Origin of the sequence: Streptomyces sp. NBC_00663 (assembly GCF_036226885.1) — a bacterium.
Taxonomy (GTDB): Bacteria; Actinomycetota; Actinomycetes; order Streptomycetales; family Streptomycetaceae; genus Streptomyces.
In genome coordinates this window covers 4,034,889-4,046,812 of record NZ_CP109027.1, presented here as the reverse complement: position 1 = coordinate 4,046,812, position 11,924 = coordinate 4,034,889, and the positions used below count along the sequence as shown (strand labels likewise).

Annotated in this window: 11 protein-coding genes; 6 read left to right on the top strand and 5 right to left on the bottom strand. The window is 68.7% G+C overall.

Annotation, left to right across the window (positions count from 1 at the left end; all coding sequences use genetic code 11):
* Positions 1-48 precede the first annotated feature (48 nt).
* Positions 49-1,062: a chitinase gene (locus tag OG866_RS18325; protein WP_329335993.1), complete on the bottom strand. Its 1,014-nt coding sequence runs from the start codon at positions 1,060-1,062 to the stop codon at positions 49-51.
* Positions 1,063-1,369: 307 nt separating this feature from the next.
* On the opposite strand from OG866_RS18325, the gene OG866_RS18320 reads away from it, so the two are divergent.
* The 4 genes from OG866_RS18320 (at position 1,370) to OG866_RS18305 (ending at position 5,965) form a co-directional block, all read left to right on the top strand.
* On the top strand, positions 1,370-1,777 hold the full coding sequence (locus OG866_RS18320) for a hypothetical protein (protein WP_329335991.1): 408 nt from the start codon (positions 1,370-1,372) through the stop codon (positions 1,775-1,777).
* 19 nt (positions 1,778-1,796) lie between these two features.
* Complete coding sequence (locus OG866_RS18315; protein WP_329335990.1) at positions 1,797-4,091, top strand: bifunctional polysaccharide deacetylase/glycosyltransferase family 2 protein; 2,295 nt, start codon at positions 1,797-1,799, stop codon at positions 4,089-4,091.
* A 1-nt stretch (position 4,092) separates the two neighbouring features.
* On the top strand, positions 4,093-5,208 hold the full coding sequence (locus OG866_RS18310) for an acyltransferase family protein (RefSeq protein ID WP_329335988.1): 1,116 nt from the start codon (positions 4,093-4,095) through the stop codon (positions 5,206-5,208).
* A gap of 61 nt (positions 5,209-5,269) precedes the next feature.
* Positions 5,270-5,965, top strand: coding sequence for a demethylmenaquinone methyltransferase (locus tag OG866_RS18305; RefSeq protein ID WP_329335986.1), 696 nt, complete (start codon positions 5,270-5,272; stop codon positions 5,963-5,965).
* Here OG866_RS18305 and OG866_RS18300 read toward each other — a convergent pair.
* Together OG866_RS18300 and OG866_RS18295 are read right to left on the bottom strand one after the other, a co-directional pair.
* Positions 5,952-6,263, bottom strand: a complete 312-nt coding sequence (locus tag OG866_RS18300; RefSeq protein ID WP_329335984.1) for a PASTA domain-containing protein — start codon at positions 6,261-6,263, stop codon at positions 5,952-5,954. The two genes, OG866_RS18305 and OG866_RS18300, sit on opposite strands and share 14 nt — an antisense overlap.
* Positions 6,264-6,376: 113 nt before the next feature.
* Complete coding sequence (locus tag OG866_RS18295; RefSeq protein WP_329335983.1) at positions 6,377-6,901, bottom strand: GNAT family N-acetyltransferase; 525 nt, start codon at positions 6,899-6,901, stop codon at positions 6,377-6,379.
* A 106-nt stretch (positions 6,902-7,007) separates the two neighbouring features.
* On the opposite strand from OG866_RS18295, the gene OG866_RS18290 reads away from it, so the two are divergent.
* The gene (locus OG866_RS18290; protein ID WP_329344175.1) at positions 7,008-8,306 is read left to right on the top strand and encodes a geranylgeranyl reductase family protein; all 1,299 of its coding nucleotides are present in this window, start codon (positions 7,008-7,010) and stop codon (positions 8,304-8,306) included.
* On the opposite strand, the gene def is transcribed toward OG866_RS18290, so the two are convergent.
* Positions 8,307-8,933 carry a peptide deformylase gene (def, locus tag OG866_RS18285; RefSeq protein ID WP_329335982.1) on the bottom strand — a complete coding sequence of 209 codons (627 nt, stop codon included), beginning with the start codon at positions 8,931-8,933 and terminating at the stop codon, positions 8,307-8,309.
* An 83-nt stretch (positions 8,934-9,016) separates the two neighbouring features.
* Between def and OG866_RS18280 the strand changes: the two genes are divergently transcribed.
* The gene (locus tag OG866_RS18280) at positions 9,017-10,822 is read left to right on the top strand and encodes a hydroxysqualene dehydroxylase (RefSeq protein WP_329335980.1); all 1,806 of its coding nucleotides are present in this window, start codon (positions 9,017-9,019) and stop codon (positions 10,820-10,822) included.
* Between the two features lie 79 nt (positions 10,823-10,901).
* Here OG866_RS18280 and OG866_RS18275 read toward each other — a convergent pair whose 3' ends face one another.
* Entirely contained in the window at positions 10,902-11,690 is a 789-nt protein-coding gene (locus tag OG866_RS18275; protein ID WP_329335979.1) for a C40 family peptidase, read from the bottom strand.
* Positions 11,691-11,924 lie beyond the last annotated feature (234 nt).

Sequence of the window (11,924 nt, the reverse complement as noted above, 5' to 3'; positions counted from 1 at the left end):
GCGCGGGGAACTGCGCGACCAGCCCCCACTGAGCCCGCACCCAAAAAACTACGAAAACGCCTCCCCAAACGCCCCCGAACTCTGCTCCACCCCACTGCAATTCGTCAGGGCATCCTCGTCCCCCGTACATTCCTGATCCCGGAACGTTGACCACATCGACACCCACCCCACCCCCTTCTCCTCCGCGAACTCCCGTACCTGAGCGGCATCGGAGAGCGTGAACGTCTCCCCGTCCACGTCGTTCGTGCCGAGCATCGACGTGAGCGCCATCCCACCCCACGCGGTCGCGGCCGACGTACCGAAGACGTCCCGCAACTGCGTGTGCGCCGCCTTCGCCGCGGTGATCGCGTAGTCGCCCATGTCCCCGTCGTAGGACTCCGCGTAGTTCATGGTCATGAGATTGACCGAAGCGACCTGCACCGCACTGTTGTTGGCCGACTCCAGCAGCGCGAGGCTGTCGGCGTCCAGCCCCGACGGCATCACGGGAAGCGTGAAGACGACGCTCACGTCGCTCCGCTCCTCCTGGAGCAGCGCTATCGCCTCCGAGCGCAGCTCCACCGAGTCGGAGTCGGTCAGCGCGTCGCCCTCGATGTCGAAGTCGGCCTGGGTGGAGCCGGCCGCGTCGAGCGCCTCGCCGTACGCCCCGGCCAGCTCCTCCGCGCTGTCGCACGTCTCCGCCAGCTCCTCCCCGGACGCCCCGCCGAAGGAGACCCGCACGCTCGCCCCGTCCTCCTTGAGCGCCGAGATCCGGGAGGCCACGGCCGAGTTGTCGATCGCCGTCGTGCCGTTCCACTTCGGGGTGCAGCTGCTTCCGTCCGAGATCACGAACGCCAGGTTGTACGTCGTCGGCGACCCGGCGGAGTCGAGGTCGGAGGCCTCCGTGGCGCTGACATAGGGGGCGTACGAGGTGCTGGACGACGCCTCCGAAGAGGTGGCCGACGGAGCCGCGGACGTCTTGCCCGGCGCCGCGTCGGACGTCGCGTCGGTGTCGGCCGAGCACCCGGTCGTGGCCAGGGCAAACAGGCAACCGAGCCCCGCCGCCGGCCTCAGGAAACGCCGCATCGCGCATGCACCCGCTCTCGTGATTTCTGTCTCAGGACGGAAACAAACTGTGTTTCTGAAGTGGAAATGTCTCACACGTAACTGGGCTTCATGAGGACAGCATTCGCATAGCGGGTCCATGGACTGGGTCGAGCAAAACGGGCCAACCGGGCAACGAAACGGCACATTCAACTCTATTCGTCCTGCCCGGGGTTGCGCAGGCGTTCCAGCGAACTCTCAGAGAAGGGACAGGCTAAGGCCTTTCTCATACGTGTCTCACATGGGAACCCGAGTTTCCGACACATAAAGCCTCCCTAATATCCGGGGAATGCATTCCGAGCCTGCCATCGAAAACCGCGCCCCGCGTGGTCGCCGCCGCAAACGCGGCAACGGGTCCGACGACGAGGGACCCGTGTTCGTTGACAACTCCGGACGCCGCTCGAAGCTGCTGCGCCGGATCGGCCTCCTGGTCGGCGTCCTGTGTCTCGGGTACGCCGTCGTCCTGGGCCTGGCCTTCATGGGAATCGGCACGTCGAGCCCGTCCTCGCTGCTGCCCTTCGGCAGCGGCCAGGCGGGACCGGCCGGCCAGAGCGGCACCGGCCCCGGTGTCCGCGAGCAGGGCGGCTTCGGCAACGTCGTACAGCCCAGCGGCAGTCCCCGCGCGCTGCCCTCGGGCGTCCCCACGCCGTCCGCGTCCGTGAACGCGTCTGCGAACGCGTCCGCGAACGCCAACTGACCGGAGCGCAGGGACCGTTATGACCACGACCACGACATCCCACCGAGGCCGGCGCCGCGCCCCCTCCCGTATCGGGCGCGCGGCGGGCAAGGCCGCGGCGCTCCAGAAGCCGCGCGTCCTGCTCGCCCTGCTGCTTCTGCTCGCGCTCACCAGCGTGATGCTGCTCGACGGCTATCTGCGCGCCGAGGTCGGCGGCGACCAGCGCGTCCGTGACGGGGCCAGCTCCAGCAAGGTCCCCGACAAGATCCTGAACGGCGGGCCGATCCTCAGCTTCCGCGGCGGACAGGCCACGACCGTCTCCGTGCCGGACAAGACCATCGCCCTGACCTTCGACGACGGTCCCAACCCCACCTACACCCCGCAGGTGCTGGAGATCCTGGAGAAGTACGACGTACCCGCCACGTTCTTCGTGGTCGGCTCGATGGTGTCGCGCTACCCCGGCATCGTGAAGGACATGGTCGAACAGGGCAACGAGGTGGGCATCCACACCTTCACCCACGTCGACCTCTCCTACCAGAGCGACGCCCGCGTCAACCGCGAGATGCAGCAGACCCAGTTGGCGCTGGCGGGCGCGGCCGGTATCACCACCACGCTGTTCCGGGCGCCGTACTCCTCGGAGACGGACGCCATCGACAACTACAGCTGGCCCGTCTACCAGAAGCTCGGCGAGGACGGCTACACCAGCGTCTTCGTCGACACCGACAGCGACGACTGGAAGAAGCCCGGCGTCTCGAAGATCGTGAAGTGGGCCACGCCGTCCAAGAGCGACGGGGCGTCCGTGCTGTTCCACGACGCGGGCGGCGAGCGCTCGCAGACCATCAAGGCGCTGCCGAAGTACATCGAGAAGATGAAGGCGAAGGGGTACACCTTCACCACCATCAGCGGGGTGCTGGAGAAGGAGCAGCAGCCTTCTGGGCAAGGTGCCATGGGCGTCGGCAACGCCAACGCGAACGCCAACGGCACTGCCAACGGCAACGGCACTGCCAACGGCACCGGCGTGGGCAACCTCCAGGCCGCTCACCGTGAGGCGACCGGCACCACCCTCTACGAGGGCAAGGCCCTCATCGGCGCCGTTGCCGTCGCGGAGTGGGCCGTACCCGCGCTGTCGGTCGGCCTCATGGTCGTCGGCGTCGCCGTCATGGGCCGGTTCGGGATGATGCTGATCCTCGCCCGCCGCCACTACAGACTGCGCAACAAACGCCGCTTCAGCTGGGGTCCGACCGTCACCGGTCCGGTGAGCGTGATCGTCCCGGCGTACAACGAGAAGGAGTGCATCGCCAACACCTTGGAGTCGCTGGCGCGGAGCACCCACCCCATCGAGATCATCGTCGTCGACGACGGCTCCACGGACGGCACCTCCGAGATCGCCCGCGCCGCGGCCGACCGGCTCGGCATGTACAACGTCCGGGTCATCCGCCAGGAGAACGCGGGCAAGCCCGCCGCCCTCAACAACGGTGTCCGCAACGCCAGTTACGACATCGTCATCATGATGGACGGCGACACCGTCTTTGAACCGGACGCCGTGCACCAGCTGGTGCAGCCCTTCGCCGACCCCGACGTGGGCGCGGTCGCGGGCAACGCCAAGGTCGGCAACCGGGACACGGTCATCGGCGCCTGGCAGCACATCGAGTACGTGATGGGCTTCAACCTCGACCGCCGCATGTACGACCTGCTGCGCTGCATGCCCACCATCCCGGGCGCGATCGGCGCGTTCCGCCGCGACGCGGTACTCCAGGTCGGCGGCATGAGCGAGGACACCCTCGCCGAGGACACGGACATCACCATCGCCATGCACCGCGCGGGCTGGCGGGTCGTCTACCAGGAGCACGCCAAGGCGTGGACGGAGGCGCCCGGTTCGCTCAAGCAGCTGTGGTCGCAGCGCTACCGGTGGTCGTACGGCACCATGCAGGCGCTGTGGAAGCATCGCAAGTCCCTGACGGACAAGGGCCCTTCGGGCCGTTTCGGCCGGGTCGGCATGCCGCTGGTGGTGATCTTCCAGATCGTCACGCCCGTCTTCGCCCCGCTCATCGACGTCTTCACCGCGTACTCGATGATCTTCATCGACTTCCGGGCGGCCCTGCTGGCCTGGCTCGCGGTGCTGGGCATCCAACTGGTCTGCGCGGCCTACGCGTTCCGCCTGGACCGCGAGAAGTACCGGTACCTGCTGATGATGCCGCTCCAGCAGCTGGCCTACCGGCAGATGATGTACCTCGTCCTCATCCACTCCTGCATCACGGCGCTGACCGGTGGCCGGCTCAGGTGGCAGAAGCTCAAGCGGACCGGCGAGGTCGGGACCCCGGCGGGGGTGAGCTGAGATGGGTTCGCACCGCAGAGGTGGGCCTACGGCCGTTCTGGCCACCGAGCGATCCACGGTCACCGACACCCTGCCCCAACGCCCCGTACGCGACCGCTACTTCGACACCCTGCGGGCCGTCGCCCTGATCCGTGTCGTCACCTATCACACCTTCGGGTGGGCCTGGTGCGGCATGGTCTTCCCCTCTATGGGGATCATGTTCGGGCTCGCCGGCACGCTGATGGCGAAGTCCCTGGAGCGGCCCGCGCTCAAGGTGGTGAGGAGTCGGCTGCGGCGGCTGCTGCCCCCGTTCTGGTTCTGGGGCGTCTTCGTGGTGCTGGCGATGCTCGTCCACGGCTGGATGCCGCGCCACTACAACATCGTCTTCTGGATCGTGCCGTTCGGTGACCCACCGGGCAACAAGTGGGGCGTCCAGGCCTGGGAGATCCTCTGGTACCTGCGGACGTATCTGTGGTTCGTGCTGCTGTCCCCGCTGCTGCTGAAGGTGTTCCGGCCGGCGCGCGTACCGGTGCTGCTGCTGTCCCTCGCCCCGATCCTGGTCCTCACCTTCGTGTGGTCCGGTCCCGAGGGACGGCTCGGCAACGAGCTCTGGGACTTCTCGACGTACCTCTTCTGCTGGATCCTCGGCTTCGCCCACCGCGACGGGGTGCTGGAGCGGATGAAGCCCGCGGTGGTCGTGGTCCTGTCGCTGGCCGCGATCGGGTACGGCGGCTGGTACGCCTTCACCCACCAGGGCGAGGTCGGGACGTACGACCTCGACGAGATCCCGCTGGCGCAGGCCTTCTGGTCGGCGGGGTTCGTGATGCTGCTGTTCTGGGCCAAGGCGCACTTCGGGATCGACTTCGCATGGCTGACCCGCTTCAGGCGCCTGGACCGGGTCGTCACCGTCTTCAACGCGCGGGCCGTGACGATCTACCTCTGGCACGAGATCGCGCTGATCCTCGCCGTACCGCTGATCGACCAGTTCTGGAACGTGCCCGCGTTCGAGAAGTACCTGCCGCTGGAGAGCCAGTGGTTCATGTTCGGGATCGGGTGGGTGCTGATCGCGGTGTTCGTGCTGGCGTGCGGATGGGTGGAGGACGTGGCGGCGAAGAAGAAGCCGAAGCTTCTGCCGTGAGCGGCCTCGGTTCCAGTGGGGCCTCGGCTTCTTCTCCGAGGCCGGCTGCAACAATGGGCCCGTGACCCGCGCTTCCCTGAACAAGCAGCCGCACGAAGTCGCCTCGATGTTCGACGACGTGGCGGAACGGTACGACCTGACGAACGACGTGCTGTCGCTCGGCCAGGACCGGGTGTGGCGCAGGGAGGTCGCGAAGGCGGTCGACGCCCGGCCCGCGCAGAAGATCCTGGACCTGGCGGCCGGTACGGCCACCTCCTCGCTCCCGTTCGCGCGGACCGGTGCGTACGTCGTCCCGTGCGACTTCTCGCTGGGCATGCTCAAGGTCGGCAAGCGGAACCACCCGTGGCTGCCGCTGACGGCGGGCGACGCGACGAAGCTGCCCTTCAAGGACGACACCTTCGACGCCGTCACCATCTCCTTCGGGCTGCGCAACGTGCAGGACTTCGACGCCGGACTGCGCGAGATGTACCGGGTGACCAAGCCCGGCGGCCGGGTCGTGATCTGCGAGTTCTCCCACCCGACCTGGGCGCCCTTCCGCACGGTCTACACCGAGTACCTGATGCGCGCCCTGCCCCCGGTCGCCCGCGCGGTCTCCTCCAACCCCGAGGCGTACGTCTATCTCGCCGAGTCGATCCGCGCCTGGCCGGATCAGCCCGCACTGGCCGAGCATCTGCAGAAGGCCGGCTGGTCGAAGGTGGCGTGGCGGAACCTGACGGGCGGGGTCGTGGCCCTGCACCGGGGGTTCAAGCAGAGCTGACGGCCACATAGGGGTCGCCCGGCTCGTCCAGCTCGCGCTGGAGGCCGCCCGTGGGGGGCCGCGGGAGGCGCGGCTCGCGCACTCCGCCGCCGCCTTCCCCCTCACCGAAGTCGAACCACACGTAGATCACCGAGTCCCGGGGCACCTCGGCGTTGGGCTGTGGGTACTGGCGTACGACGTACTCGACCACCGTCTGGTGGAAGTCGGGCCGGTCCGGAGCGTTGACGAAGAGGCCGGTGGCCTCTGCCGTCCTGCGCGCGTCCATGGCCATCAGGCCGACCAGCCGCGGCACGCGCACTTCGGGTGTTTTTTGCGGTGTTATACGCACAGATGTCACCCCCAGCGGTACCTGAAGGGTAACCGCCCGGGGGTGCCGTCCGGAAGCGCCAAGTGGCTATCTGTGACAGTCGATTACTCTGTGTGACCGGCTTGCAGGTCGAGCCGGAAGCAGAGCGCGTCCTCCGAGAACCGCGGGTGCGGGAAGGTCTCCGCGAGCTCCATGCCGAGGCCGCGCGCGACCGCGACGGACCGCTCGTTGCCGGGTCTGACCATCGCCACCACGTCCGCCACGCCCGCCGCCCGCAGCCGCGCCAGCGTCTCCTGCGCGGCGGCCGAGGCGTACCCCTTGCCCCAGTACGCGCGGCCGAGCCGCCAGCCGATCTCGATCTCGCCCTTGGGCCCCCACTCGTGCGGCCACGGCTGGCCACCCGTGAAACCGATGGCCCGCCCCTCCTCGTCGAGCATGGTCCACAGACAGAAGCCCAGCTCGGCGTCGTGCCGGCGCTGGCGTGCCGTGAGTTCCTCGTAGACGTACAGCTCCGCGGACCGGCCGCCGTGGAACTCCATGACGTCCGGGTCGTCGAAGAGCCGGTGCCAGGCGACGGCGTCCTCGTCGGTGGGGACACGCAGCCTTACTACGGGGAGAGCTCGGTTCACGGGGCAGCCCTTCAGCCGGGTGATCAATCGTGCTGAATAGACTGCCCATGTCCAGTGCTAGTCGGCACGCAGATTTCGAACTTGGGGAGATCCCGCCGTGACCGCCGTGACCGAGCCCCACTCCGAGCCCTTGTCTGAAAACACCGCTGACGTCATCGTCGTCGGCGCGGGGCCGGCCGGCTCCACGACCGCGTACTACCTCGCCAAGGCCGGTCTCGACGTCCTGCTGCTGGAGAAGACCGCGTTCCCGCGCGAGAAGGTCTGCGGCGACGGACTCACCCCGCGCGCCACCAAGCAGCTCGTCGCCATGGGCATCGACATCTCCGAGGAGGCCGGCTGGCTGCGCAACAAGGGCCTGCGCATCATCGGCGGCGGCGTCCGGCTCCAGCTGGACTGGCCGGATCTCGCCTCCTTCCCGGACTACGGACTCGTCCGCAAGCGCGACGACTTCGACGAGCAGCTCGCCCGGCAGGCCCAGAAGGCGGGCGCGCGGCTGTACGAGCGCTGCAACGTCGGCGCCCCGATCGTCGACGACCGCACCGGCCACATCACCGGCGTGAACGCCAAGCTCGGCGAGGACAAGCGGGAGGTCACCTTCCACGCGCCGATCGTGGTCGCCGCGGACGGCAACTCCACCCGGCTGTCCCTGGCGATGGGCCTGCACCGCCGTGAGGACCGCCCTATGGGTGTCGCCGTACGGACGTACTTCGAGTCGCCCCGCCACGAGGACGACTACCTGGAGTCCTGGCTGGAGCTGTGGGACCGCCGCGGGCCGGGCCCGGACCGTCTCCTGCCCGGCTACGGCTGGATCTTCGGCATGGGTGACGGCACGTCCAACGTGGGCCTCGGTGTGCTCAACACCTCCGACTCCTTCAAGGAGCTCGACTGGCGCGAGGTGCTGAAGGCCTGGTGCGCCTCGATGCCGGAGGAGTGGGGCTACACGCCGGAGAACATGACCGGCCCGATCCGCGGCGCCGCCCTGCCGATGGCCTTCAACCGCAAACCCCACTACACCAAGGGCCTGTTGCTGGTCGGCGACGCCGGCGGCCTGGTGAACCCCTTCAACGGCGAGGGCATCGCCTACGCCATGGAGTCCGGCCAGATCGCCGCCGACGTCATCGTCCAGGCCCACGCCCGCCCGACGCCCGCGAGCCGTGAACTGGCGCTGCACCGCTACCCGCAGGTCCTCAAGGACACCTACGGCGGCTACTACAACCTGGGCCGCGCCTTCGTGAAGCTCATCGGCAACCCGAAGGTCATGAAGATCGCGACCCAGCGCGGCCTCACCCACCCCGTGCTCATGAAGTTCACCCTGAAGATGCTCGCCAACCTCACCGACCCGACGGGCGGCGACGCGATGGACCGGATCATCAACGGGCTGAGCAAGGTGGCACCGAAGGCGTAACTAGCCGCTCAGGGCTGCGATGTTGGCGGCCCGGCGTGCGAAGACCTCTTCCCGCCGGTCCGCCACCTGCCTCAGCGCGTCCTTGCGCTCGCGCTTCGAGAGGCGGTCCAGGTAGACGTGACCGTCGGTGTGGTCGGTCTCATGGGCGAGGCAGCGGGCGAAGTACCCCGTCCCCTCGACGACGAGCGGGGCCCCGTCCTTGTCGTACCCACGCACGACGGCCCGGTCCGGGCGCGGTACGTCCATGGTGGCACCGGGCACTGACAGGCACCCTTCGCTGTCGTCGAGCAGCTTCCGATCAGCGGGGTCGAGTGCGTCGAGGACCGGATTGAGGATGTGCCCGACGTGCCGGACCCCGTCGTCGTCCGGGCAGTCATACACAAACAGCCGCAGATCGACACCGACCTGGTTCGCCGCGAGCCCGGCCCCGTCCGCGATGTACATCGTCAGGAACATGTCGTCGATGAGCGCGGCGAGATCGGGCCCGAACTCGGTCACGTCACGGCACGGCTTGTGCAGCACCTCTTCGCCGACCTCCGTGATACGCCGCACCTTTCCGCGCCGGGCCTCGGGCGCGAGGGGCGGATACGAGTCGACGGGCCTGCCTTGTACGAACACGCTGGGCATGTTTCTCCCTGTTGTGTGGATGCTGTGGGCGGTGGGACATCGGGGTTCCGGCCTCCGGAACCTCTCCCTACTCTCCGTTGCCCATGACAACAGAACACGTACAGCGCCCTCAGGGCCACACCCGTAGACGGTTCCTGGCCGGTACCGGGGGAGCGGCGGGGGCGCTCGCGTTATGGCCCGCCGGGAGCGCGAGCGCCGCTTCCGGCAAGCGCGTCGCCGTCCTCGGCGGCGGCGTCTCCGGCCTGAGCGCCGCCCATGAACTCGCCGAACGCGGCTACGCCGTGACCGTCCACGAGTACTACGACGTCCTCGGCGGCAAGGCCCGCTCGATGCCCGTCCCCGGCACGGCGACCGGCGGCCGCGCGGACCTCCCCGCCGAACACGGCTTCCGCTTCTTCCCCGGCTTCTACCGGAACCTGCCGGACACGATGCGCCGCATCCCCTTCGCCGGGAACGCCGGTGGTGTCCGCGACAACCTCCGCAACGCGACCGAGGAGTTGTTCGCCCGCGCGGACGGACGCTCCGACCTGCATTTCCCGCTGCGGCGCGCCACCACCCCGCCGGCTCCCGGTGACCTCACCCCGTCCTGGATCCGCGACCAGATCCTCTCGGTCCTGGACCTCGCCACCCGCCTTCCCGCCCATGAGGCCGCCTACTTCGCCGACCGGGTCCTGGTCCACCTGACCAGTTGCGACGCCCGCCGGGAGGACCAGTGGGAGAAGACCTCCTGGTGGAACTTCATCCGCGCAGAGGAGATGAGCGCGGAGTACCAGACGGTGCTGGGCATCGGCCAGACCCGCAACCTCGTCGCCACCCGCGCCGAGGTCGCGTCCACCAGGACCGTGGGACGGGTGATCATCGAAGCCCTGATCCTGTGGGGCCTCCTCGGCCGTGGCATGGACGGCGCCGACTCTGACGTCGACCGCGTGCTCAACGCCCCCACCAGCGAGGCCTGGATCGACCCCTGGGAACGGCATCTGCGCTCCCTCGGCGTCGAGTTCATGCTCGGCACACAGGTCCGCGAGGTCCTGTACGACGGTGTCCGCGTCACCGGCGTCCGCGTCTCGGCCCGCGACGGCGGCGACGAACGTACCGTCACCGCCGACCACTATGTCTCCGCGCTCCCCGTCGAGCACGCGCGCGTGACGTGGGGCTCCGCCCTGCGCGCGGCGGACCCGCAGCTCGCGCGCTGCGACGCGCTGAGGACGGACTGGATGACCGGCGTGATGTTCTACCTGCGCACGCCCACTCCCGTCGTCCACGGGCACATCAACTGCCTCGACTCACCCTGGTCGGTGACGGCGGTGGGCCAGGCACAGTTCTGGGCCGGACGGGACTTCGCGCGCGACTACGGCGACGGCCGGGCCCACGACTGTCTCTCGGCCATCATCTCGGAGTGGGACAAGCCGGGCATCCTGTACGGCAAGACGGCCAAGGAATGCACCAAGGACGAGATCGTCGCCGAACTCTGGGCGCAGTTGAAGGACGGGCTCAACGACTCCGCCGAGACGACCCTGGTGGACGACGACCGGCTCGGCTGGTTCATGGACCCGGCGGTGACGGGCGTGGGCGGCCCCGACCCGCAGAACCGCGAACAGCTCCTCATTCACCCCACGGGCACGCTCTACAACCGCCCCTCGGCCCGCACCGAGGTGCCCAACTTCTTCCTCGCGGGCGACTACGTCCGCACGGATGTGGACCTGGCGACGATGGAGGGCGCCAACGAGTCGGCCCGGCTGGCGGTCAACGCGCTGCTGGACGCGGACAATTCGGACGCCGAGCGGTGTGAGGTCCTGGAGCTCTTCCGGCCCCCGGAGATGGAGCCGTTGAAACGGATCGACGAGGTGCGCTACCGGCTGGGCCTGCCGAACACCTTCGATCTCGGATAACCGACGGCACGGGCGGAAGGGCCGCTGCCCCCGAGCGGCTGCGGCCCTTCCGGCGTTCTGTACGCCTGTGCGTGTTTTGTCAGAGTACGCGTACGGCGCCCGTCGCCGGGTAGCCGGACAGGTCCTGGATGACAACGCCCTTGGACGGGTTGGCCGCGTCCAGGTACTGGCCGTCACCGATGTAGACGCCCACGTGGTACGCGGAGCCGGCGGAGCCCCAGTACAGGATGTCACCGACCTGCAGGTTGGAGAGCGAGACCGGCGTACCGGCCGTGGACTGGTCCTGGGAGACGCGCGGCAGGTCGACGCCGACCTGCTTGAACGCGGCCTGGACCAGACCCGAGCAGTCCCACGCGTTGGGGCCGGTGCCGCCCATGACGTAGGCGTCGCCCACCTGGGCCTTGAGGAAGGAGATGACGGTCGCGACGGAGCCGCTGGCGGGCGCCGAGACGGTCGTGGACGCGGAGAGGGTGGTCCGGGCCGAGGAACGCGAGACGGCGGCCTCCGCGGCGGCCTTGCGGGCCTCCTCAGCCTTCTTCTTGGCCTCCGCCTTCTTCTTCGCGTCAGCGAGGTCCTTCTTGGCCTCCTTCGCGGCCGCGGCGGCGGCCGCGTCACGCTCGGCCTCCAGCTCGTAGTTCGCGGCGGCCTGCTGCGTGGCGTCCGCGGACTGGGCGACCTGGGCGGCCAGGTCGGCCGTGAGCGTAGGCAGTTCGAGCGTCTGCGTCGTCTCGGCGGCGCTCGCCGAGGCCGACGCGCCCGCCGCTGCCATGCTGAGGACGCCACCGGCAACTCCGGCGCGGACGGCGATCGATGTCGTCGCGCTGCGGCGGGGTTTCCGGTGGCTGCGTATGTGAGCGGTGTGGGACATGAGAACAACCGGTATCAGGGGCTCCTCCATACCTTCAAGAAACGTGTCCTGCGCCACAGTTGTTCAATCAGCCCCTCGAATCCCGGGCGTGACACCCTTTATTGACGCCGTAACGGACATTGCGGGCGCGGCCCATCATGGCCTTGATCACGGTCTTTCATCGTTACGCCCGAATTGCCCCGCGCCTACCATCGGTTGGGACCGGTGGCCAAGCCCGCTTCTCAGAGGTCTCTC